The organism is Bradyrhizobium sp. USDA3010 (assembly GCF_056429065.1).
The window spans coordinates 66,904-90,800 of record NZ_JBWJZD010000016.1 but is presented as its reverse complement, the minus strand read 5'-3'; the positions used below and the strand labels follow the sequence as shown (position 1 = coordinate 90,800).

Annotated in this window: 19 protein-coding genes and 1 pseudogene; 9 read left to right on the top strand and 11 right to left on the bottom strand. The window is 63.0% G+C overall.

What is annotated here, in order from left to right; translation table 11 throughout:
* Positions 1-130: 130 nt before the first annotated feature.
* Positions 131-1,504: a cation diffusion facilitator family transporter gene (locus AC066Y_RS23650; protein ID WP_478275961.1), complete on the bottom strand. Its 1,374-nt coding sequence runs from the start codon at positions 1,502-1,504 to the stop codon at positions 131-133.
* Between the two features lie 1,067 nt (positions 1,505-2,571).
* Between AC066Y_RS23650 and AC066Y_RS23645 the strand changes: the two genes are divergently transcribed.
* The 3 genes from AC066Y_RS23645 to AC066Y_RS23635 all read left to right on the top strand — a co-directional run bounded on the left by AC066Y_RS23645 (position 2,572) and on the right by AC066Y_RS23635 (position 4,810).
* Positions 2,572-2,937, top strand: a complete 366-nt coding sequence (locus AC066Y_RS23645; protein WP_478275960.1) for a hypothetical protein — start codon at positions 2,572-2,574, stop codon at positions 2,935-2,937.
* Positions 2,938-3,309: 372 nt separating this feature from the next.
* Positions 3,310-3,870: a TetR/AcrR family transcriptional regulator gene (locus AC066Y_RS23640; RefSeq protein ID WP_478275959.1), complete on the top strand. Its 561-nt coding sequence runs from the start codon at positions 3,310-3,312 to the stop codon at positions 3,868-3,870.
* 73 nt (positions 3,871-3,943) lie between these two features.
* Entirely contained in the window at positions 3,944-4,810 is an 867-nt protein-coding gene (locus AC066Y_RS23635) for a DMT family transporter (RefSeq protein WP_478276023.1), read from the top strand.
* A gap of 114 nt (positions 4,811-4,924) precedes the next feature.
* Here AC066Y_RS23635 and AC066Y_RS23630 read toward each other — a convergent pair.
* Positions 4,925-5,118, bottom strand: a pseudogene (locus AC066Y_RS23630) (quinone oxidoreductase); the annotation flags it as partial.
* Positions 5,119-5,361: 243 nt separating this feature from the next.
* On the opposite strand from AC066Y_RS23630, the gene AC066Y_RS23625 reads away from it, so the two are divergent.
* The gene (locus AC066Y_RS23625) at positions 5,362-5,856 is read left to right on the top strand and encodes an RlpA-like double-psi beta-barrel domain-containing protein (protein ID WP_478276022.1); all 495 of its coding nucleotides are present in this window, start codon (positions 5,362-5,364) and stop codon (positions 5,854-5,856) included.
* 165 nt (positions 5,857-6,021) lie between these two features.
* Here AC066Y_RS23625 and AC066Y_RS23620 read toward each other — a convergent pair whose 3' ends face one another.
* The 7 genes from AC066Y_RS23620 to AC066Y_RS23590 all read right to left on the bottom strand — a co-directional run bounded on the left by AC066Y_RS23620 (position 6,022) and on the right by AC066Y_RS23590 (position 16,023).
* Positions 6,022-6,990, bottom strand: coding sequence for a zinc-binding dehydrogenase (locus tag AC066Y_RS23620; protein WP_478275958.1), 969 nt, complete (start codon positions 6,988-6,990; stop codon positions 6,022-6,024).
* A gap of 162 nt (positions 6,991-7,152) precedes the next feature.
* The gene (locus AC066Y_RS23615) at positions 7,153-8,148 is read right to left on the bottom strand and encodes an NAD(P)H-dependent flavin oxidoreductase (RefSeq protein ID WP_092125271.1); all 996 of its coding nucleotides are present in this window, start codon (positions 8,146-8,148) and stop codon (positions 7,153-7,155) included.
* Between the two features lie 239 nt (positions 8,149-8,387).
* The gene (locus AC066Y_RS23610; protein ID WP_478275957.1) at positions 8,388-8,822 is read right to left on the bottom strand and encodes a CBS domain-containing protein; all 435 of its coding nucleotides are present in this window, start codon (positions 8,820-8,822) and stop codon (positions 8,388-8,390) included.
* Between the two features lie 309 nt (positions 8,823-9,131).
* On the bottom strand, positions 9,132-10,451 hold the full coding sequence (oxlT, locus tag AC066Y_RS23605) for an oxalate/formate MFS antiporter (RefSeq protein WP_478275956.1): 1,320 nt from the start codon (positions 10,449-10,451) through the stop codon (positions 9,132-9,134).
* Positions 10,452-10,689: 238 nt separating this feature from the next.
* Entirely contained in the window at positions 10,690-11,985 is a 1,296-nt protein-coding gene (oxlT, locus tag AC066Y_RS23600) for an oxalate/formate MFS antiporter (RefSeq protein ID WP_478275955.1), read from the bottom strand.
* A gap of 252 nt (positions 11,986-12,237) precedes the next feature.
* Positions 12,238-12,375 carry a hypothetical protein gene (locus tag AC066Y_RS23595; RefSeq protein WP_173641877.1) on the bottom strand — a complete coding sequence of 46 codons (138 nt, stop codon included), beginning with the start codon at positions 12,373-12,375 and terminating at the stop codon, positions 12,238-12,240.
* A 189-nt stretch (positions 12,376-12,564) separates the two neighbouring features.
* A complete protein-coding gene (locus AC066Y_RS23590; RefSeq protein ID WP_478275954.1) occupies positions 12,565-16,023 on the bottom strand; it encodes an autotransporter domain-containing protein in 3,459 nt (1,152 codons plus the stop codon).
* A gap of 388 nt (positions 16,024-16,411) precedes the next feature.
* Between AC066Y_RS23590 and AC066Y_RS23585 the strand changes: the two genes are divergently transcribed.
* A complete protein-coding gene (locus AC066Y_RS23585; RefSeq protein WP_478275953.1) occupies positions 16,412-17,221 on the top strand; it encodes a helix-turn-helix transcriptional regulator in 810 nt (269 codons plus the stop codon).
* Between the two features lie 137 nt (positions 17,222-17,358).
* Here the strand turns inward: AC066Y_RS23585 and AC066Y_RS23580 are convergent, their stop codons facing one another.
* A complete protein-coding gene (locus tag AC066Y_RS23580) occupies positions 17,359-17,862 on the bottom strand; it encodes a DUF2147 domain-containing protein (RefSeq protein ID WP_478275952.1) in 504 nt (167 codons plus the stop codon).
* Between the two features lie 137 nt (positions 17,863-17,999).
* On the opposite strand from AC066Y_RS23580, the gene AC066Y_RS23575 reads away from it, so the two are divergent.
* The 4 genes from AC066Y_RS23575 to AC066Y_RS23560 all read left to right on the top strand — a co-directional run bounded on the left by AC066Y_RS23575 (position 18,000) and on the right by AC066Y_RS23560 (position 22,488).
* Complete coding sequence (locus AC066Y_RS23575; RefSeq protein ID WP_478275951.1) at positions 18,000-18,557, top strand: DUF2975 domain-containing protein; 558 nt, start codon at positions 18,000-18,002, stop codon at positions 18,555-18,557.
* An 11-nt stretch (positions 18,558-18,568) separates the two neighbouring features.
* Positions 18,569-18,808, top strand: coding sequence for a helix-turn-helix domain-containing protein (locus tag AC066Y_RS23570; RefSeq protein ID WP_176535116.1), 240 nt, complete (start codon positions 18,569-18,571; stop codon positions 18,806-18,808).
* A 336-nt stretch (positions 18,809-19,144) separates the two neighbouring features.
* Positions 19,145-19,594: a lipocalin-like domain-containing protein gene (locus AC066Y_RS23565; RefSeq protein WP_181195835.1), complete on the top strand. Its 450-nt coding sequence runs from the start codon at positions 19,145-19,147 to the stop codon at positions 19,592-19,594.
* A gap of 290 nt (positions 19,595-19,884) precedes the next feature.
* Entirely contained in the window at positions 19,885-22,488 is a 2,604-nt protein-coding gene (locus AC066Y_RS23560; protein ID WP_478275950.1) for an MASE1 domain-containing protein, read from the top strand.
* Between the two features lie 129 nt (positions 22,489-22,617).
* Here the strand turns inward: AC066Y_RS23560 and frc are convergent, their stop codons facing one another.
* Positions 22,618-23,895, bottom strand: coding sequence for a formyl-CoA transferase (gene frc / locus AC066Y_RS23555; protein ID WP_478275949.1), 1,278 nt, complete (start codon positions 23,893-23,895; stop codon positions 22,618-22,620).
* Between the last annotated feature and the right edge of the window lie 2 nt (positions 23,896-23,897).

The following is a 23,897-nucleotide window of genomic DNA, read 5'->3' as shown; positions in this document are numbered from 1 at the left end:
AATCATGATGATTTGAATCCAGATTTCCCGGGCTGTCGAGAGTCAACGATTCGTTAATGCGAAAAAATTCTTGTCCAGGAGAGAATCAGTGCGCGCAAAGTGAGTCCGAAACAGGAACGGCTCCGTAGAATTACGCGCGCGTCGGTTCTGCGTGACTGATCACACGCTTCACGGTGGGGAACGCGCGGCGCAGCTTGCGTTCGATCTCGTCGACGCTTTCGTGCACCTTGATCACACTCATCGACGGCTCAGCGCGGCAATGGAAGTTGACGACCTCGCCGGCGTCGGTGTTGCGGACCCGCACATTATGGATGTCATGGATCGCGCCGCCATCGGCAAATCCGGTCAGCGCGGTCTTGATGGCTTCGACGCGGCCGGGCGCGGCGTCGGTTCCCCACGGCAGTTCCGGCTCGAGCGGCTCGATATGGGTGTCGACCTCGACGTCCTCGCCAAAATCCTCGCGGATCGCGCGCTCGAGCTCGTGGGCGATGTCGTGGGCGGCGTCCAGCGCCATGTTGCTGTCGACCTCGAGGTCGATGCCGACGATCAGCTTGCCGCCGATGTCGTGCACGGTGACGTGGTGGATGGCGAGGCCCGAATTGCGCGCGATCACCATGATGCGCTCGCGCACGCTCTCATTGTCGCGCGCCACCGGCACCGCGGTGAAGGTGAGATCGGCGTCGCCGAACGTCTTGGTCATCGCCTGCTGGGCCCTGCGCTTGATGTCCTCGACGCGGTCGATCGGATAGGTGCGCGGCACTTTTGCGATGGCATCGATGAAATGGGTAGCGCCGACCATGCGCACCCGCAGGCGGTCGACGTCGACGACCCCGGGCACGGCCTTGATGGCCGCGGTAGCGTTCTCCAGCGCGCCCTCGGGCGCGCGGTCGAGCAGGGTCTCGACCGTCTCCCGCGCCATGCGCAGGCCGAGCAGGGCGATCATCACGGCGACCGCGATGGCGGCCGCGGCATCGCCCCACCAGAAGCCGAAGCCCGCCAGCACCAGGCCGACGATGACCGCCGCCGAGCCCATCACGTCGGAGGCGAAATGCAGCGCGTCGGCGGCCAGCGCCTGGCTCTTGGTGTCGCGCGCGGCACGGTGCAGCGCGCGGGCGCGCCACAGATTGACGCCGATATCGAGGACGAGGACGACGAAGGGAATGGCTGAGATCGACGGCGGCGGGGCGCCGTCGCGCAGATGGCTGTAGGCCTGCACCAGGATGCCGCCGGCCAGCACATAGAGCAGGGCGATGATGAAGAGCGCCGAGACGCTCTCGAACTTGCCGTGGCCGTAATGATGCTCGGCGTCGGCCGGCTGGTCCGACACCCGCACCACCGCCCAGGTGATGATGGTGGCGACGAGGTCGATCGCAGAGTGCAGCGCCTCTGATATCAGCGCCAGCGATCCGATGGCGATGCCGACGACGAACTTCGCTGCGGCCATGCTGCCACTGGCGAGGATCGAGATCGCGGCGACGGATGTCTTGGTCGAGGATGTGCTCATGGGCGGCGGTGTAGCAGGGAGTCCGTGAACATCAAGTGTCGGTCGTCGTTCGACATGCGCAATCGCAACTCACTTGCAAGTGCGCGTCTCGGTACTGGAGTTGTTGCGAACTATTCCGAATCTCAAAACGTGCACTGCGCAAGTTCATCGGTCGCCTGTGTTTGGGCCAATCAAGCCGTCGTCCTGGCGAGAGCCAGGACCCATAACCACAGGGTTGTGTTGTTGAGGTGAGCTGTAGCAGCTGCATCGCGTCATGACCCGTATTCGGGGTAATGGGTCCTGGCTTTCGCCAGGACGACACGGGAAGTGTTGCGCGATACATCCGCGTTCTCGCGGCTTGACGCGTTTTGCTGAGTTGCCCGTCGTGTCCAACGGGCAACAGTTATCGTCACCACAAGAAGGCGATCCTGCTTATCACGAGACGTCAAGCAAGCTATCATACCATCGCTTGGACAAGACTGAACGGGAGGCTGAGGGCTGGTCGACCCTGATGGATAACCGAGACGGCAGTCTTGGGTGACATTGGACGGAAGAGGGACACGCCAATGAACTCCACACCTACTCCGAATGCGGCTGAACCTGGTGAGGGCCCGGCCGCGAGCGCCGATGAACGGCTCGCGGAAGCCCACAAGCAGATCGTCCGCGCTGATGAAGAGCTGACGCGCTTGAGTGAGCAGCTTGCAAAGATGGAGCGCGACGCTGCGCCCCCACCGCCTCCTCCGTCGGCTGAACCTGACCCACCCTCGGTCGGACTTGCTGCTTCGTCCGAACCTGCTGCTTTGTCCGGACCCGGTTCGCAATCATCTCCCGGAAGGCCAGCTTTCCGAGCCCTCGCCGCCTTGTCGCTGGCGGCGTGTGTCGTTGTCGCCGTGCTGGCCTCGCAGTCGTCTTACGGTGCAAGAGCCAAGCTGGTCGTCGCCCGCTGGGTGCCGCAGTTCGCGTCAGCGCCATCATTGCCGCCGGATGATCCGCCGCTTGCCGCGCAACGCGCTCCATCTGCCGTTCAGATTGCCGCGGCGGAGCCCGCACCACCGCAACCGACGCCCGCGCCGGCGCCTTCGACCGCAATGCAGGGCGCCGCACCGAAAGCAACGCAGGACACTCCGCCGCCAACTCCTGCAGCTCCTCCGGATCGCACCGATCTGCTGCAAACCATTGCCCGCGATCTCGCGAACGTGCAGCGAAACATCGAACAGCTCAAGGCGGACCAGCAGCAAACGGCCCGCGAGAACTCCAAAGCCATTGAGGAGCTCAAGGCAAGCCAGGAGGAATTGAAACGGGCGCTCGCGAAGGTTTCCGAGCAGAAGACTACATCAGCGCCTCCGACACAGCCGGCTCCGACCCCGCGCAAGCCCCAGCGGACATATGAGCCGCCCTACGCGAGAGCGCCGCCTCGAATGCCGCCAAGGGAGTGGCTCTACGACGACTGGTAACCGTCGATGCGGTGATCATCGAGTCTCACCGCAGCAACCGTGACGATCGCGAAGCGCCCCTCGATCGGGTGGTGCGACCAGGAAAATCATGAGCGTTGCGACGGCGATGCCGGGTCCGGTGCTCGGAATGCGGCATCGGATCGTTCGGCTGAACAGCGGACGCGAAAGAGCCGGGGCATAGCCTTCCTGGAAGTGGAAATGCTCGGCGAACTCTCATGATCGAGCCATCGAAACTAACCAACAAGTTCCGGCATTGGCCGGCTCTTGCCCCAAAGCGATCACTTGCAATATATAGACCGATCGGTCTATATATCGGCAATGAGCCGCCAAGCCCCAGTGAAATCGCTCCGTGGCCGCCCGCGAAGCTTCGACATGGAAGCCGCCGTCGAACGTGCGATGGATGTGTTCTGGTCGCGCGGCTATCACGCCACGGCGCTGCCGGACCTGCTGCGTGCGACGAAGCTCTCGCGTGGCAGTCTTTACGCCGCTTTCGGCGACAAGCACTCGCTGTTCCTGCGCGCGCTCGATCGCTACATTGCCGATGCCCAGACGCGGATGGATGTTGAACTCGCCCCTCGCGGAGAGCCGGTCGCCGGCCTGCGGGCCTACCTTGCCGGTTACGTCGAGCGCGCCAGCGGCGCCAATGGCCGGCGCGGATGCCTGCTGGTGGCGACAGCCATGGAACTGGCCGGCCATGATGCCGAGGTTGGCCGTCGCGTCGCAATCTTTTTCAAGACCATGGAAGCCAGGTTGGCGGACGCGCTGTCCCGCGCGCAGGCGGCGGGCAGATTGGCCGATGGCGCCGAGCCTGCAAGTGCCGCTCGAATTCTCGTCTGTTTCGTTTGGGGGTTACGAGTGATCGCCAAAACGGCACAGACACGGATCACATGGCAAGCCACCGCTGACGCGCTTCTCGATCGCTTCATCAGATAAACAGTAACGCATGGACGCCTTCGCTATTGGTGCGCCCATATTTGGACTGATCGGTCTAGAAAGGAATGACGCCATGACTGCCATCCAGATCGTCTGCGCAGTGGCCGTTCCCTTGCTCTGGGGCTTTCAGTTCGTGGCCATCAAGGTGGGCGTCACGGAGTTTCCGCCGCTGTTCTTCCTCGCACTGCGGTTCCTGGCGATCGCACTGCTGCTTGTTCCGTTCGTCAAAAAACCCACGCGTCAACAGTTCGGCCCTATCGCAGCTATTTCGATCTTCCTTGGTGGACTGAACTTCGGGCTGTTCTATGTTGGTCTTGGGCTCGGCTCGGGAAGCATATCGGCTGTCGCATATCAACTCGCGCCGCCTTTCACCGTCCTGCTGGCCTGGCCGTTGCTCGCGGAGAGGCCGTCGCTCGTCACATCCGCGGGCGTGGTGCTTGCATTCGCCGGCGTAATGGTGTTGGCAGCGGGGCCGGGGCTGTCGACCAACGCGCTTCCGCTGCTGCTTGTGGTCGGGGCGGCGTTCGCGTTTGCAGTGTCCAACGTCCTGACGAAACGCTACGGCCCGTTTGATCCTCTGATGTTGATGGGCTGGTCGTCGCTGCTCACCGTGCCGCAGGTGATGTTGATGTCGCTGCTGCTCGAATATGGACAGCTGGCGAGCCTTGGCACGGCGGATGAACGCGGTTGGCTGGCGCTCGCCTACACCATCTTCATCGGAGGCATCGTCGGGTTTGGCCTGTGGTTCTGGCTGATCGGGCGTTGCTCGATGGGCCGCGTCGCCCCGTTCGGTCTGCTGCTTCCGGTGTTCGCCCTGATCTCGAGCGTGATGTTCCTTGGCGAGCGCGTGACCCCGAAGCTGGTTGTCGGCGGGTTGCTCGCAATCTCCGGCGTCGCCATCACGCAGGTACGACCGGCGCAACTGCGTAGGGCGGATTAGCCGACCGGGTCCGCGCGAAGCACGGCCCGATGACGGGCTCCGGTGCAATCCCCCGTTGCAGCCGAAGAAAGAACGCCGATTACGTTTCGCTAATTCGCCCTACGCGCTTCGGCGCTACAGCGTCACCACGATCTTGCCGAGGTGCTTGTTGGCATGTGTTCAAACACCTTGCCGATATCGGCGAATTTGTAGACTTGGTCGACCGGCAGCTGCAGCTTGCGCGCCTCGACCGGGGGCCAGATGTCCTTGCGCACCTCGTCGAAGATTTCTCTGACCTCCTCGATCGAGCGGGTGCGGAAGGTGTCGCCGAGATGCTCTTCACGTGCTGTCGAAGACCGCTCCACTCAGTCATTTTGCTGACGCATTCTCTGTCTTAGACGGGCGCGAAACTGAAGACACGGCGTGAGGACCGCCCCGGTTCTCATAATGGTTCCGTCGCCGGAACTGGCGCGACTCCGCAAAGAATTGGCACGCGTTAACGCCACCGCGTTCGCTTGACGATGTTTTGCGGCATCGGGAACCGGACGATCGAGAAAATCAATCAAGGAGTTATGATGCTGTTCGGCTCGAGCGCCGCAGTTTGCGGCGCCGTAGTTGCGTTCGCCATTTTTGGCCGCGCTGCTGGAAGTGAAATCGGTGCGGTTCATTCAAGCGCCGTCGTCAACGCCGCGTGTCGGGATGCAATCGTTGGCGCGGCATCCATGTACAATCCATTCAAGCCCGGCAAGGAGGAGGGCGGTCCGAGCACAGCCTCCGGCGAGCGATATGATCGCTCGGTCTGGGCGGCTGCCATCAAAACGAGTTTGCGTCGGAAGTTTGGTGGGGTCCAATTTGGCGCGAGGCCGAAATATGCCCTCGTCGAGGCTGTCGGCAAGAAGGTCATCGTGAAGATAAATGACGTGGGGCCACTACGGCCTGGCCGCATCATTGACCTCAATGAGCGGACGATGCGCTATTTCGATCCAAGCCTGGAGCTCGGAGTCATTGGTGACGTAAAGGTCAGCCCGCTTGCGGGGGATTATTGGATTCCCGGACCGGTCGGCTGAACACCGCACGCGAAAGAGCCAGGGCATCGCACGCAGCAGGCGCGGACTAGCCCACTGGGTCCGCGCGAAGCGCGGCCCGATGACAGGCTCCGGCGTAATCCGCCGGTGCACCCGGAAAAAGAACGGCGGATTACGCTTCGCTACTCCGCCCTACGCACCTCGTCGCTACAGCGTCACCACAATCTTGCCGAGGTGCTTGTTGGCTTCCATGTGTTCGAATGCCTTGCCGATGTCGGCGAATTTGTAGACCTGGTCGATCGGCAGCTGCAGCTTGCGCGCCTCGACCGCGGGCCAGATGTCCTTGCGCACCTCGTCGAAGATTTCTCTGATCTCCTCGATCGAGCGGGTGCGGAAGGTGACGCCGATGTACTGGATGCGCCGCGCCGCATGCAGGTCGAAGTTGAAGTCGGCGTGGGTGCCGCCGAGCCGGCCGACATTGACGATGCGGCCCTTGACCTTGGTCGCCTTGAGGTTCTGGTTTGCGACCGGTCCCGAGATCTGATCGACGATCAGATCGACGCCGTCGCCATTGGTCGCCTGCAACACCTGATCGACCCAGCCGGGATCTTTGGAATCCACCGCGAGATCGGCGCCGAATTCCTTTAAGCGGCCGCGGCGCATCGCATCGGTCGAGGACCCCACCACGAGCTTGGCGCCCTTCAGCTTGGCGATCTGCATCGCCATCAGGCCGACGCCGGAGCTCGCGCCCTGGATCAGCACGGTCTGGCCCGCCTGCAGCGCGCCATTGGTGACGACGGCATTGTGCATGGTGGTGAGCGCGACGGGCAGGGTGGCGGCCTCGTCGAAGTTCATGTTCGATGGGCTGCGGAACAGCCTGCCGTGATCGGCGAGCGTGTACTCGGCGAACGCCGCGCCGCCGGAGCCCATGATCTTGTCGCCGACCTTGACACCCCTGGCATCGGGGCCGAGCTCGGCGACTTCGCCGGCCCATTCCATGCCGAGGACGGTGCCGACGCCGCCGGCCGCGCCGTGGGCGTGGCCCTTGGTCATGCCGAGATCGGCGCGGTTCAGCCCGCAGGCGTGAACCTTGACCAGCACCTGCGTGCCCTTTGGCACGGGCTTGGCAACGTCGGTGATTTCAGGGCCGTTGGCTCCGTACACATAGGCTTTCATGGGCTTCTTCTCGTTGTGTCGTCGAATTCGAGATGACTCTTCCGTCATCCTGAGGAGCGCGCAGCGCGTCTCGAAGGATGAACGGCCCGGCCAGTGGCCGTCGACCCTTCGAGGGCCGCTGAAGAAGCGGCCACCTCAGGGTGACGGATCGCTACGCGATGCTTACTCCGCGGCCTGGCGCTTGCCCACCGACGTCATGCGGTCCAGACGCTCGCGGATGATCGCTTCCGCCTCGCTCACGATGCGCGAGATCAGCTCCGCGCAGGACGGAATGTCGTGGATCAGGCCCTGCACCTGGCCGGCCGACCAGATGCCTTCGTCGGCATCGCCGGTGGCGTAGACCATCTTGCCGCGGGCGCCGGCGACCAGCTCGCGGACGTCCTCGAACTTGGCGCCTTCCTTCTCCATCTGCACGACCTTGGTCGAGATCGCATTCCTGGCGACGCGCGAGGTGTTGCGCATGGTGCGGAAGATCAGCTCGGTCTCGCGCTCGTCGTTGGCGACGATGCGTTCCTTCACCAGCTGATGGATCGGGCTTTCCTTGGTGCACATGAAGCGCGTGCCCATGTTGATGCCTTCGGCGCCGAGCGCCAGCGCTGCGACGAGGCCGCGGGCATCGCCGAAGCCGCCCGAGGCGATCATCGGGATCTTCACCTTGTCGGCCGCGGCCGGAATCAGGATCAGGCCGGGGGTGTCGTCCTCGCCGGGATGGCCGGCGCATTCAAAGCCGTCGATCGAGATCGCGTCGGCGCCCATCCGCTCGGCGGACAGCGCGTGGCGGACGCTGGTGCATTTGTGCAGCACCTTGATGCCGTGTCTCTTGAACTCGTCGACATGCTCCTGCGGCTTGTTGCCGGCGGTCTCGACGATCTTGATGCCGCTCTCGATGATGACCTGGCGGTACTCGGCATAGGGCGGCGGCTTGATCGCGGGCAGGATGGTCAGGTTCACGCCGAACGGCTTGTCGGTCATCTCGCGGCAGCGCGCGATTTCCTTGCGCAGATCGTCAGGCGTCGGCTGCGTCAGCGCGGTGATCATGCCGAGCGCGCCGGCGTTCGCGACCGCGGCAACCAGCTCCGCGCGCCCGACCCATTGCATGCCGCCCTGCACGATCGGGTGGTCGACGCCGAACATTTCGGTGAAGCGTGTCTTGATCATTCTGCCCTCGTTTCCATCTGAATTTTCCGCGACGCGGACGGTCGCGCACGCTGTTGTTTTTGGATGTCGAGGGAAGGATGCAGTCCTGTCCGGCAAATGTCTACCGGCGACCTGCGGCGGGCCCATGCGGAAATGACGGGGCGCGGCGTTCCGGCGAGGGCGGAGTCTTTGGTTATTGCGGCAGGCGCTGATGATCGGCACGCAGCGCCTGGCCGAGAGCAATGAAAAACGAGATGCTGTTACGCCGGCACCGCGTCCTTCTTTGACGCGGAGGTTTCCTCGTCGAACGCGGCCGCGATGTCGCGCATGCTGACGACGCCGATCAGGCTGTAATTGTCGATCACGGGCACGTGGCGAATGTGGTGCTTGGTCATGAGATGACGGATGTGTTCGAGCGTATCGCTCGAGGTGCACGACACCAGCTGCTGCACCGAGACGAACTGCGAGACCTTCATGCCGGCGCCGGCCGCGCCGTGCTCGGCGATCGCACGCACCACGTCGCGCTCGGTGAACATGCCGACGGCGGTGTTGCCCTCGGTGCGAACGACATCCTTGACCACGAGCGCGCTGATATTGCTGGCGCGCATCAATTGCGCGGCGATCGCCACCGTCTCGTTCATGCGAACCGTGGCAACGCGAGGGGTCTTCTTGCGCAGGATATCTCCGACTTGCATGGCAACCTCCTTGGTTTATCGTTGACAGGATTCTGGTATACAAAATGCCAATTGTCAACGCGGCCGTTATGGAAATCTACCACCAGGAAACAGCCGAAATAGGCAGAGTCGCTGACGTTTCAGACGATTGTGAGCCGATGTGAGTGGGCAAGGGGCGGCCGCTCCTCGGCGATCCTGGTATCTGGCATCCCTGTTCGCTCCAAACGAAAGAGGCGCACCGAAGTGCGCCTCCATCAGTTCACCAGGAAGTCCCGAAATCAGGCCGGCATTTCAAGCCGCCATTGCAGGCCGACATTTCAGGCCGCCATTTCAGGCCGTCTTGGCACTCGTCGTGGTCTCGGCTGCGGCAGCAGCAGCCTCGTTGCCGTTGATGAAGGCGCGGCGCATCGGCTTGATCACGAACAGCGCCATCAGTGCCGCGGTGGCATTGAGCGCGACCGCGATCACGAACACCGCCTGCCAGCCATAGCTGGCGGCAACGATGCTGGCGGCCGGCACCAACAGCGCGGCGGTGCCCTTCGCGGTGTAGAGCATGCCGTTGTTGGTGGTCGCGAACTTCGAGCCGAAGGTGTCACCGGAGGTCGCCGGGAACAAAGAGTAGATCTCGCCGAACACGCCGAAATAGACCGCGGTCGCCAGCACGAACACCAGCGGGTTGTGGCCCCAGGTGGACAGCGTCAGCAGCATCAGCGCGCCGGTGCCGAACGCGATGAACATGGTGTGCTCGCGGCCGATATTGTCGGAGACCCAGCCGAAGAACGGCCGTCCGAAGCCGTCGAAGATGCGGTCGAGCGAGATCGCGAAGGTCAGCGCGGCCATCTGGAAGCCGGCGAGCGAGACCGGCGTATTGGCGATCTTGTAGTCGTGCGCGATCGGCGCGATCTGCGCCGCCGCCATCAGGCCGCCGGAGGCGACCATCACAAACACCAGATACATCACCCAGAAGATCGGGCTGCGCAGCACCTGCGGCGGCGTGAAGTCGATCTTGGTCTGCGGCAGATTGAGCTGCTTCTTCTTCGGCGCGATCGTGACCGCAGGCTTCTGGATGAAGAAGGCGAGCAGGAACACGATCAGGCCTTGCCCGATGCCGAAATCGAAGAACGCGGTCTGATAGCCGCTCGAGGCGATCATGTTGGCGATTGGCACCACGGTCAGCGCCGCGCCGGCGCCGAAGCCTGCGGCGGTTGCGCCGGCGGCGAGGCCGCGGCGATCGGGAAACCATTTCAGCGCATTGCCGACGCAGGTGCCGTACACCGAGCCGGCGCCGATGCCGCCGATGACCGCGGCGGCGTAGAGCAATGTGAGTGAATCCGCGTAGGAGTTCAGCACCCAGGACAGCGTGATCATGACGCCGCCGAACATGATGACGATCCGCGGGCCGTATTTGTCGACGAACCAGGCCTCGACCGGCACCAGCCAGGTCTCCGTCACCACGAAGATCGTGAAGGCGAACTGGATCGCCGCGCGGCCCCAGTGATGCGCGCCGTCGATCGGATCGACGAACAGCGTCCAGCCATATTGCAGGTTCGCGATCATCGCCATGCAGACGATGCCCATGACGAGCTGCAGCCAGCGGAAGCCACTCGACGAAGGTTGTGCTTGTGTTGCGGCAGCATTGCTGGAAACCATCAAATCCTCCCGAGTGCGCCTGGCCTTGTTGTGACCCAGTGTCGCAATTCTTGTGGCGTATCGTCGCAAGAGCTTAATGGAAGGTTGGTATACTATATCCCAGAAAGCAAGTCCATCTTTCTGCTGCATTGCAGCAAAACTGGCGTACGACGCGCCCATTCAGGCTGCTCGTGAACGCCGAAAATGAAGCGCCCGGCGTTGGCCGGGCGCTCTCGTCAGCGGAAGATTGGCGCGTTGCTTAGGCCATCGCCGCCGATTTCGCGACCACGATTTTCCGCCACGGCTTGAGCACGGCGATCGCGAGCAGCGAGGCAAGGATATTGGCGCCGGCTGCGATGATGAACACGTTGTCCCAATGGCCCGACGACTGCTGCATGTAGTTGGCGATCGGCACCAGCAGCGCGGCGGTGCCTTTCGCGGTGTAGAGCAGGCCCGCATTCGTCGTCGCGAACTTGGCGCCGAACGTGTCGGTGCAGGTCGAGGGGAACAGCGAATAGATCTCGCCCCAGGCGAAGAACACGAAGCCCGAGAGCAGCACGAACCAGACCGGGTCGTGGCCCCACAGGTAGAGCATCCAGATGCCGATGCCTTCCATGCCGAAGGCGATGAACATCGTGTTCTCGCGGCCGATCATGTCGGAGATCCAGCCGAAGAACGGACGCGTCAGACCGTTGAGGACCCGGTCGATGGTGGCCGCGAAGGTCACCGCCGTCATCGTCACCGCCATCAGCGTGACCGGCACGCTGTCGACCTTCCAGTCGACCGCGATCGGCTTCAGGTTCGCCGTCACCATCAGGCCGCCGGCGCCGACGATCACGAACATGAAGTACATCAGCCAGAAGATCGGCTGCCGCAGCACTTCGGTCGGCTGATAGTTGCGCCGGGTCTGGATGATGTTGGCGTTCGCCACGACGGCCGGCACCTGTCCTGCCTTCGGCGCGAGGAGGAAGAAGGCGAGCAGCACGATGATGATGCCCTGGCCGAGACCGAAATAGAGGAAGGTGGTCTGGAAGCCGGAGTCCTTGATCATCGCCTGGATCGGCGCCACCGTGAGTGCGGAGCCCGCGCCGAAGCCGGCTGCGGTGATGCCCGCCGCAAGCCCGCGCTTGTCGGGAAACCATTTCAGCGCGTTGCCGACGCAGGTGCCGTAGACGCCGCCGGCGCCGATGCCGGCGATGATCATGCCGAGATAGTAGCCGTTCAGCGAGGTCGCCTGCGCGTTGATCGACCACCCGATCGCGCAGAGAATGCCGCCGATCAGCACGACGAGGCGCGGGCCGTATTTATCGACGAACCAGCCCTCGACCGGCACCAGCCAGGTCTCGAACAGCACAAAGAGCGTGAAGGCCCACTGGATCGATGCGCGATCCCATCCGAACTTCTTCTGGATGTCGGGGACGAAGAACGTCCACCCGTATTGATAGTTTGCGATCATCACCATCGCGGCGACGCCGATCGCAAGTTGCGTCCAGCGATAGGTATCGCTGACCCGCGCGGCCGCGGGGGCCGCAGTTGCCTGAACCATGTCCGACATTGATCCTCCCAGTGCGCGTTTTGTCATTCTGCTTGTGGCGCGGCTGGGTCATCTTGGTATTTGATATGCCAAGGTTCAAGCTGTCGCGGAGGTTGCGTGCGCTTATGCCGCAGAGGACTGAAGGCGGTCACCGCAGCGAGAGTAATTCAGCGCGCAAAAAAATGGCCCCGAAAATCGGGGCCATTGGTCGAAGGTTCAATGTCGCAACTTGCGACGAAACAATCGCCGTGCAGCGCGCGGAATCCTCTGGCCTCAGAGGCCGAAGTGCGGCAGGTCGCCATTGCGGTTGGAGATCTCCGCGCTCTTCATCAGCAGGCGGTCGATCGAGGCCATCAGGCGGCCGAACAGCGTGGAGGAGGGCGCGAGCGTGAGGGCGGTGGTCTTGGACATTGGTGTCCCCTTTGGCTGGAGGGCCAGCAACGGGCCGGCTCATCATCTGCGGCCAAATTATGTATACCAGATGCCACAGACAATGGGCTTGTTTGCATGGCAGCATGCGCGACTGTGCATTGCAGCAAAATGGGCTGATTGGCATCCCGGATCGGAGGGGAACGGGCGGAGCCCGGAGGCTCCGCCGGGTCAGAATCTCCAGCTAAAACTGGCCTTTACCGAGTGATCCTGCACCCGATCGGCAAGCTGTCCGACATAGGCGATGCCGACGCTGGCCTGCGGCGTGATCCGCAGGTCGAGCCCGCCTTCGACCAGCGCCGCGTTGCGCGCCAGCGGCCGGCCGGCCACGCTGAAACTGGTTCCCAGGCTCTGGAACGCGAGCGCCGCCGTCGGGGTGACATCGCCGAAGGCATACTGCCAGGCCACCGAGGCACGCGGCGTCACCTGCATGCCGCCGGTCAGGGCGAAGCTCGTGGCGATGCGGGCGCCGAGCGTGGAGTAGCCGACATCCTCGCTGCTGCCGGAGCCGCGCAGTGCCGCGGCACCGGTGCCGCCGGTTTCGCTGAAACTGTCGATGTCGAGATGGGCCCAGGCGAGGCCGGCGAACGGCTCGAGCGCGGTGCGGCCGAGCGACAGCTCGTAGCCGATCTCGCCGAATACCTGTGCCGTGGTCGCGTTGTAGCGCGCACGCGCCGTGTCGAAGAAGCCCGGGAAGACGATCGAACGGCTGGTGTCGAGCGTGCTGAAGCTCGCCGCTGCGCCACCGCGCAGATTGAACGCGCCATAGCTTGCGCCAACATAGCCGGCGAGGTGCGCGGTCTCGATGTCGGCCGAGCTGTTGCGATCGCCGACATGAACGGTCGAGCTGGTGTAGCCGCCGGCGATGCCGGCGATCCAGTTCGGTGCGAAACGGCGATCGACGCCGCTGAAGAAGCCGGCGAGATCGCGCGTCATATCCGCCGCATTGCCGTCGCCACCGAAGCGGCCCCAGGCGCCGACGCCCTGGGCCCAGAACGTGGTGTCGGGAATCCGCGCAGGCGCCGCGAGCGGCGGCGCCTTGAGCGGGAAGCCGGGACGGCTGCCGCCGGCATAGGCGAGGGCCGAGGAGGGTGCCATCGAATCCATCGTCGCGAGCTGCGGACCGCCACTGCTGAGGGCGGCCATCGGCCCGCCACTTCCGGCGAACGAGGACTGCCGCAACCGGCCCAGCACCGCATCGCGCAGATAGCGTGAATCGTCGAGCATCGCGGTCTGCGTGCTCGCATGCAATTCGCCCGACAGCGCATCGAAGGCCTGCCGCGCGCCGGCGACGTTTTGGTTGAGGATGCTGACCACGAGCGGGCTGGTCTGCGCGCTCGCCTCGAGCGCGTTGGACACCGCGAGCTGGTTCGGCGTCTGCGCGACATCGGGGAATGTCGTGCTGTTGCGCGCCAGCGTCAGGTAGACATTGCCCGGATCATAGGTCAGCGACGGGTTCAGGAAGGTGAGGCTGCTGGTGACGTCGGCAAAGGTGCCGGTGACGCCGCTGTTTGCGGTGAGGATGGTGTAGGTGGTTTGCGGTGCATAGGTGCCGTTCTGCGCCAGCGCCAGCACGCTGCCGCCACCGAGTGTCGCCTTGCCGGTGGCAATGATCCGGTCGGACTGGCCGGCGGCGTTGGCCTCGACCTGGTAGATCGAGCCGGCCGCGAAGCTGACATTGCCCGAGACGTTCAGCGTGCCGATCGAATTGCCTGGCGCCACCGTGCCGCCGCTCGCGATGGCGAGGTTGCCGACGGTGCCGTTGCCGCCGAGCGTGCCGCCGGCGTTGACCGATGTGAGCGACGAGGACGCGATCGAGCCGTTGACGCTGAGCGTGCCGCCGTCGACGGTCGTTGTGCCGGTGTAGGTGCTGTTGGCGGTGAGGATGGTCCTGCCGGCCTCCACCAGCAACGATCCTGCGCCTGTGATGACGGGATCGAAGGTGTAGTTCGCAGAGGTGTGATTGAAGACGATGCTGCCGTTGCCCGAGCCGAATGTGACAGTCGGCGTGTTCAGCGTGCCCGGCGCCGCGGCGGCCTGGCCGAGCCCGGCGCCGATGTTGACCGTGCCGGTCGAGCCGGTCTGATTGGCAACAGCGAAAAGCGGCGTCGAAACGCTGCCGCCATTCTGGATTGTCAGCGAGCCGGTGCCGGCATCACCGACAAGCAGAACGAAGCTGTTGCTCCAGGACGAGCCGTAGCCAGTGACCGTGACCGCGCCATTCGACCCGGCAGCAAAGCCGACGGCGCTGCCAAGCATGCTGGCCGTTGCACCGTTCTGGATTGTCAGAGTACCGGTGCCACCACCTCCGACATCGAGAACGCCGCCATGGGTCCAGGACGAGCCAGCGCCATCGATCGTCACCGTGCCGTTCGATCCTGCATTGTAGCCGATACCGGCGATGCCACGGGTGACGCCGGGCGCGGTATTGACCGTGCCGCCGTTCTGGATGTCGAGTGTGCCGGTGCCGGAGTAGCCGACATAGATGAAGGCGGCGCTGCTCAGCGACGAACCCGCGCCGTTCACGGTGACGCTGCCGTTGGAGCCGACATTGGAGCCGATAAAGGTCGATACGTTGCTGACCGCGCCGCCGTTCTGCACATTGAGCGCGCCGCGGCCGGCATATCCCACGTTCAGATCCTTGCCGACGACAAGCGATGAACCCGCGCCATCGACCGTCACGCCGCCGCTGGATCCGAAGAAATAGCCAACATAGGCATTGGAGCCGCTGCCGTTGCGCACGACGCCGCCGTCCGCGATCGTCAGCGTGCCGGTACCCGCCGTGCCGACATAGAGTTCGGCAGCGTTGGTCCAGGACGAGCCGGGACCGGTGACCGTGACGGACCCGCTCGAACCGGGGATAAAGCCGATGCGGCCGTTGAGATCGTCCACGGCGCCGCCAGCCTTGATTGTCAGCGCTCCGGTGCCGTTTGCGCCGACATAGAGGTCGTCACTCATGCTCCAGGACGAGCCGGAGCCAGTGACGGTGACCGCGCCATTCGACCCGACAGCAAAGCCGACGTCGCTGCCAAGCATGCTGGCCGTTGCGCCGTTCTGGATTGTCAGAGTACCGGTGCCACCACCTCCGACATCGAGAAAGCCGCCATGGGTCCAGGACGAGCCAGCGCCATCGATCGTCACCGTGCCGTTCGAGCCAGGATTGTAGCCGATACTGGCGATGCTGCGGGTAACGCCCGGGGCGGTGGTGACCGTGCCGCCGTTCTGGATGTCGAGTGTGCCGGTGCCGGAGTAGCCGACGTTGACGCCGACGCTGAACCACACCGAGCCGAAGCCATCGACCGTGACGGTGCCGTTCGAGCCTGCATTGTTGCCAACAAAGCCATTGACGGAGTTCATCGTCCCGCCGCCGGAAATCGTCAGCTGGCCGCTGGCGTTTTGGCCGATATAGATGTTACTGGCTTGGCCCGCGAGCGCTGGGAGCGCCACGGGATGGGGCGAGGTGGTATCGATCACCACGTTGTTCGGGAGCGCCGGAAGCGTGTTCGGGAGCCAGTTGCCGGTGTCGGTCCAAAGGGTCGAATTGGCGCCGGTCCAGACAATGTCTGCCGCATGGGACGGTATCGTCGTTACCGCGAGCAGCCCCAGCGCAGCCAGCGATGTCGTGCACAACACATGCCTGAAGATGGTATGCCCGTGGCGCGCGAGCGATCGCGCTTCAATGCAGCCGGAGCGTGTATTGTCGCATTTTCCTGCAGCGGGACGTTCCGCTGCGTCTTCCAATGGGGTCACCGCGTTCAGTCCCGGTAGTAACTCGAATTGTTGCAACTTTCGCCGGGGCATGCGCGCTGCTGCCCGAGACGACGTCGCGCGATGTGTCGGACTCGACACAGCGGAGAGATTCCGCAATCGAACGCGATCTGGCCATTACCCTAAGGGGTATACCAACGCGCGCACGAGCGATAAGACGGCGAGCGAGGCTTTGCTGCAACATGTGGGCTCGTCGCGACGTTGCAGCGATCGCCAAAAAATCAAATCAAACCTGGTCGATCAGAATCCCATGGAACGGGACCGCAACTTCAACGACGAAATCATTCGTCTCTACGAATCCGAACCCAATCTGCATACGCTGCCGGGCATCTTGTTCGCCGGCGTCGGACGTCTGGTCGATGCCGAGGTGGTGAGCTTTACCGAGTTCCATCGTCCGAGTTGGGATTTCCGATCGCTGATTTCGGTCGGAGACGATCCGGAGGCCCGTGCCCGCGGCATGCAGGCGTTTGCCAAGCACATGCACTCGCATCCGTTCTGGCAGCACGATCCGGCGTTCTACGGCGAACGCGCGCTACGCGAGTCGGATTTCTTCAGCGACGAGGAATTCGTCGAACTGCCGATCGCCAAGGAGGTGTTCCTGCCGTCGGGTGCGCGCCGCATGCTGGGGATCGTGTTCGAGCACGCCGGCTATGTGGTTACGGTCGTCGGTCACCGCGTGGTGGGGCGGCCGGCCTATAGCGATGAGGAGCGCGACCGCATGCAGGGATTTCGGCCGCACATCCTGCGCAGCTACCGCCAGGCGCAGGAACGAACGCTGGCCGCGCTGACGCCGGGCGATCGATTGCGGCTGGCATTCCCTGCACTGACGCCGCGTCAGATCGAGGTGGCGTCATGGATCGCGCAGGGCAAGTCGAACGAGGAGATCGCGAGTATCCTCGGCGTCGGGCTCGATGCGGTGAAGGCGCACGTCAAGGCGATCAACAGCAAGATCGATTCCGACAGCCGGCGCGCCGCGATCGTGATCGCCCACACCACGCCGCCATTCGCCGACCTGCCGCCGCTGTGGAAGCTCGGCCTCGACGCCGAGGCGCCGGAGTAACGCGGCCAGCTGCGCAGGTCGCGCTGCACCGGAGTCGTCAGCACGGTTGCATAAAGAAGGCCGCCCAAACCGGGGCGGCCTCGAGTGAAAGGGTTTGCTTTTCTTCTTGGCCGATGAAGGGTCGGGGCCAGATCCCTTCACCGCGTCCAGTCTTCGCCCGCGCACAGCGTTCCCATACAGCCGCGAACGTTCAGCGTGCCCGAAGACACCAGCGTCACCGAGCTCTCATAGGTCTTGCCGTCATCGGCGTTGTAGATCCTGCCGGCCCATTTGTTCGGGCCTGCGGGCTGCATGTTGATGAAGAGCGAGATGCCTATGACCGGCCGGGTCCGCTGCGCGGGATCGGCATTCTTGTCGTCGCGCTGCGGCTTGCCGGTGGCCTTGTCGGTCGGCTCCTTCAGCCAGACGACGCGGCCGCACAGCGCGCTGCCGCAGCGCTGGACCTTGATCCTGGCGTCGCCGGACTGGGTCAGCCAGACGCCGGCCGGATCGTTGGCCTTGTCGGCGGCTTTGGCGGCATCGGCGGCGCTGCCAAGCAGCGGAATGTGGAATGCCGCCACGATCAGGCGGCGCGTGAGGTGCGCATGGATCAGCTGTTTCAGGGCGCTGCGGAGGCCGTCAATATCTGCGGGTAACGTCATCATCCACCTTCTTCATGAAAAATTTCATGATAAACATGAAATAAATCGCGTTTAAGGTTGAGTCAACAACATTACCGCAGCATGATGCGGCCCGGCCGTAGCGGCCGGTACGGGCAAAAAATTATCGGATGGATGCGATGAGGAAATCGGTTCGCGAGCAGCGCCAGCTTTGGTTTCGCCGGCTCGATCGGGCGTTCTGGGTGATCTGGGCCGCGCTGCCGGTGGTGCTGTGGCTGGCCTATTACCGCACCACGACGGCTCCGGTCACGATTGCGGAAAGCCTGAGCGGCGAGCAGGCGAAGTGCGCCAGCATCGTCGCCAACCCGCTCACCATGTCGACCATGGGCCAGCTGCTGTTCTGGTCGCTGTTTGCGCTTGGGGTATCGTTTTACGCCGTGCTGATCGGCATGCTTCATCGCATGGTGAACCGATTCGCGAACGGCCGGATTTTTGTGTCCGAGACACTGCAGGGCGTCTGGTGGATGGGGATCTTTCTGGTCGTCTGGCCGTTCGTCGATACGATCACGACCAACGCGGTGATCTATGTCCTGTATCGGATCGGAGACATCAAGTTCCTGCTGCTGAACTACAACCTCGATGTCGGCACCATCGCCGGCGGTGTGTTCCTGATGGCGCTGAAGTTCGTGCTCGAGCATGCCATCCTGTTGCAGTCCGAAAACGATCTGACGATCTGAGGGTGATGCTCGTGCCCATCGTGGTGAACCTCGATGTCATGCTCGCAAAGCGCAAGCGCCGCCTCGGAGACCTCGCGGACGCGATCGGCATCTCGATCCAGAACCTGTCGATCCTGAAGACCGGCAAGGCCAAGGCGATGCGCTTCTCGACGCTGTCGGCGATCTGCCGCGAGCTCGACTGCCGGCCGGGGGACATTCTGGAATATGTGCCGGGCGATGAGGGTGAGGCGGAAGGCGGCGAGGGGGGTTAATGGCTTGCTGATTGCGCGAGCCCCGAGGTTAGACCGGCCGCCAAAATCGCGCTGATGTGTGCTCGCCGAGCAGCGGCGAATGGGCGACCTCGCTCGGCGAATCCGGCGGCATGCGATGCCCGGCTGCGAAGCGGATTTGGCTTCTCGGATGCCTTCAAGTCCGCTTGTGACCTAACGGACATGCCGACCTTGCCTTACTTGCTTCGACCGAGCGTGGTAAAATGCCCGGGGATTGCGGTGCTCGACCGACCCTATCAACCCTTCTCTTGGGAGAGAATAGTGCATTTGCGAGTGGCTCTTGCCGCATGCGCCATTGCGGCTTTTGGATCGTTCACAATGACATTCGACGCGCTGGGCCAGACATCGTTCAAAGAGCAATTGGTGGGCACTTGGACGCTGCTTTCGTGGGAGCAGAAGAAAGGCGACGGCACCAAGGTCGAGCGTTATGGGACCAGCCCGAGGGGCATCGCCTTCTTTGATGCGGGTGGGCGGTACATCATCACGGTGATGCGACCAGATCGAGCCAAATACGCGAGCAATGCCTTGTGGCAAGGCACCCCTGAGGAAAACAAAGAAACGGCCGACGGCACGATAACCTACTTCGGAACGTATTCAATAAACGAGGCAGATAGCAGCATCGCAATCAAGGTCGAAGGCAGTTCCTTTCCAAACTGGAATGGCACTGATCAGAAGCGCTTCGTTGCGATTGCGGGAGACCGACTGACGCTGACCGTTCGTCCTCCGGCTGGAGACGTAGTCGACGTGATTTGGAAGCGAGCGGAGTAATTGAGCCTCACGTCAGCTCTTAACCCGAAGCGGTCATCTGGGCGACAGCGAGAGTTCTTGCGCCAACAGGGAAAATGATTGCTGATGATCTCACCGACACGTGGCGGGATCGGACCGATTCGTATTCCGGATGCTGCCGCGCGTAGTGTACCATCGCTGTTAGGTCAATGGTGCTGCCTGATGGCCCCTCGTTCCGAAGTTGGCTAGCGCCTCTCTACTCACGATCGTGTGGCCATGTTTTGGTCAAAACTGCGTCCGCATTGTTGAGATGCCCACTGCAAAGGCTCGCGATGGAAAGGGCAAGGTTCGGCAAGGCCAGGATTTTCGCGTTTGGCGACGCTCGGAGCGTTGCGACCTACGCGGTCGAAATCCTGATAATTGCCGCAATTTATGCTGGTCTTGCCGAATCCGCGCGATTGCTTCCCGCAATAAATCCAGCCGCGACACCGCTATGGCCACCAACCGGGCTTGCGCTCGCGCTGGTCCTGCTGCGCGGCTACCGGATCTGGCCCGCGATCCTGGTAGGGGCTTTCTCACCTTACCTCATGGCCGACCGATCGCTCCTGGAGGTCGGCGCCGCCGGGATCGGCAGCCTCCTAGCCGCATGTGCCGGGACATGGCTGATCGGCCGCTGGTCGAACGGTCGCCAGACGTTTGCCACACCATCCGGTGTCGCAAAGTTTGCAATCATTTGCTTTGCGCCGACCACGATGATCAGTTCAGCCATCGCCTTGGCCGGCTTCACGCTCATCAACGAAGCAAGCTTCTCCGATTCCGTCGTCGCCGGGTTGACCTGGTGGCTTGCGGACGCTGCTGAGGCCCTGGTGATTGCTCCGGTCATCGTGCTCTGGGCGACGATGCCCTTACGCATTGCTTCCAAATGGGCTCTGTTGGAATCGCTCACGGTCGCTGCTCTCGCTGGTATCATCGGGCTCGCTGCTTACAGCCCGCTGATCGGTAGCGATCTCGTCGGCAACGGCCTCGACGTGTCGCTGCCGCATCGCAGCCTTCTGGGCTTTCTGGTTCTGCTGCCCTTGATCTGGGCCGGCCTGCGCGGCGATCGATGCACCGTGGCGACGGCCGCCTTGATTTTCATCGGAACTGCCGTGTGGGGGTTCTCGGTGGGGAATGATCCATTTCCCAAAATCGATCCGAACGGAGCGCTGTTATCCTTGTTCGTGCTTTCGATCATCGTGTCGGCGCCTCCGCTTGCCCTGGCCGCGGCAAGCGCGACGCGCCAGGCCAGGGAAGCCCATTTGCTTTCCGTCCAGGACCAGCTGAACAGTCAGCTTGAACGGAAAGCTTTGGCGCTCGACAGCATCAGACGGCACTTCCAGACCCTCATCGAAGGCGTTGTCGACTATGCAATCTTTGCGCTTGATCGGGAAGGACACGTCACGAGCTGGAATAGCACCGCTCAAAAGATCATCGGCTACACCTCGGAAGAAATCATAGGCAAGCACTTCGGGATATTCTATCGGCCGGATGAACGCCGCGCGGGTTCACCGACACACGCGCTGGAGTCGGCAATCGAAGGCGGAAAGTACGACGTAGAGGGTTGGCGTATCAGAAAGAATGGTACGCCGTTTTTCATCACGGGCTCAGTCTCTTCGAGCCGTGACGACGCGGGAAATCTGATCGGCTTCATCAGTATCCTGCGCGACGCGACGGAGCGGCGCGACGCGGAGGAGAAGCTGGTCCAGGCGCGCGAACAGCTCGCGATGTCTCAGAAGATGGAGGCAATCGGCAAGCTGACCGGGGGGATTGCACACGACTTCAACAATCTATTGATGATCATCGGAGGAAGTGCCCAGATATTTCAACGCCTGCTTGATCCAAAACTGCCAAAGGCCATCGAAGCCATACAAACCGCGGCCAAACGCGGCGAGAGTCTCACGCGCCAATTGTTGACGTTCTCTCGTCACCAGCATCTCAGCCCGACGGTCGTTGATCTGAATGCGTCCATCAAGAACATGCGGACCATGATCGAGAGCTCGCTGCGCGGGAACATCGTGTACAACGAGAACGTCGGCGACGGTGTTGCGCCGGTCAAGGTTGACCTAGCCGAACTTGAACTTGCGATCGTCAACATCGCCGTCAATGCGCGAGATGCAATGACAAGCGGCGGCACATTCACGTTGTCCGTCCACGCGGTCACCGCCAATCAGGAAGCCGGCGGCGATCGCCGTGGGAAGGCCTTCTTTGCGATCACACTTGGCGATACGGGCACCGGTATTCCGCCAAATCTGCTGTCCAAGATGTTCGATCCGTTTTTCACGACCAAGGAGGTCGGCAAGGGGACCGGGCTCGGCTTGTCCCAGGTTTATGGTTTCGCGCACCAGGCGGGCGGAACCGTGACGGCAGACAGCAAGGTCGGACAGGGAACAACGATTACAATCTATCTGCCGTCCTGTGCGGACGAGCAGATCACCAGCAAGGAGCTCGCCGCTGCCCGGGCAAGGCCAAGGCAGCCGCCGCGGCAGACGGTTCTCGTTGTCGACGACAGCCCCGAAGTGGCGGATGTGACATCCTCGCTGTTCGAGCATCTGGGTTATGAAACCATCTACCGAGACTCGGCCGAAGCGGCATTGAAGTTGCTCGATACCGGTACGAAGATCGATCTCGTCTTCAGCGATATCGTCATGCCAGGGACCATCGATGGCGTCGGGCTCGCGAGAGAAGTTCGGTCGCGATACCCCGGTTTGCCCATAGCCCTCACAACCGGTTACAGCGACGCCGCAAAAGCAGCTCCGCCAAGCCTCAAAATACTCCGCAAGCCGTTCGATACCGAGGCGCTCAGAGACTTTATCCAGGATCTTGCGCCGCCGAGATCAGCGCGATCATCCGGCGTACCCTTGGCGTCAAGCGCGACTGAGGCTGTACGCAGAAGTTGACCGGTCGCACCATCATGAGGGCCCTGATCTCATCAATGTCCGATATTGATTGCGGAGCGCAGACGACCAGCCGGAACAAAAATGGCCGCAGTTGCCTGCGGCCATTTGTGTTTTGATTGAGCGCAGCCGTTACTCGGCCGCCTGCTTGCGCGGCGGGTCGAGTGCGCCGGAGTCGTGGATCTCGGCGACCTGGTGATCGCTGAAGCCGAGCACCTCGCGCAGGATCTCGTCGGTGTGCTCGCCGAGCAGCGGCGAGCGGGCGACTTCGCTCGGCGAATCCGACAGCTTGATCGGGTTGCCGACCGAGATGTACTTGCCGCGGGTCGGGTGATCGACCTCGACCACGGTGCCGGTCGCGCGCAGCGACTGGTCTTCGGCGATCTCCTTCATCGACAGGATCGGGCCGCAGGGGATGTCGTCCTTGTTGAGGATCTCCATCGCCTCGAATTTTGTTTTCGTCATCGTCCACTGCTCGATGCGGGCGAAGATCTCGTTCAGGCGCGGCAGGCGGGCCGGCGGCTTCGCGTAGTTCGGATCGGTCTTCCAGGTCGGCTCGCCGATCACGTCGCAGATCTTCTCCCAGACCGGCGCCTGGGTGATGAAGTAGATGTAGGCGTTCGGGTCGGTCTCCCAGCCCTTGCACTTCAGGATGCGGCCGGGCTGGCCGCCGCCGGAATCGTTGCCGGCGCGCGGCACGGCATCGCCGAACGGGATGCCTTCGCCGAACTGGCTGTATTCCTTCAGCGGACCGTGGGCGAGGCGCTGCTGGTCGCGCAGCTTGACGCGGGCGAGGTTGAGCACGCCGTCCTGCATCGCCGCGGTGACGCGCTGCCCCTTGCCGGAGTGGGTGCGGTGATAGAGCGCGGTGACGATGCCGAGCGCGAGGTGCAACCCGGTGCCGCTGTCGCCGATCTGCGCGCCGGTGACGAGCGGCAAGCCGTCGCGGAAGCCGGTGGTCGAAGCGGCGCCGCCGGTGCACTGCGCGACGTTCTCGTAGACCTTGCAATCCTCATACGGGCCGGGGCCGAAACCCTTGATCGAGGCGACGATCATCTTCGGGTTGATGCTGTGGATCTTCTCCCAGGGGAAGCCCATGCGATCGAGCACGCCGGGACCGAAATTCTCGACCAGCACGTCGCACTGCTTGATCAGCGCGGTCAGCACTTCCTTGCCCTTCGGGTTCTTGGTGTCGAGCGTGATCGAGCGCTTGTTGTGGTTCAGCATGGTGAAATACAGGCTGTCCACGTTCGGGATGTCCTGCAGCTGGCCGCGCGTAATGTCGCCGACGCCGGGACGCTCGACCTTGATCACGTCGGCGCCGAACCAGGCCAGCAATTGCGTGCAGGTCGGACCCGACTGGACGTGGGTGAAATCGAGAATGCGAACGCCCTTGAGCGCCTTGGTCATAA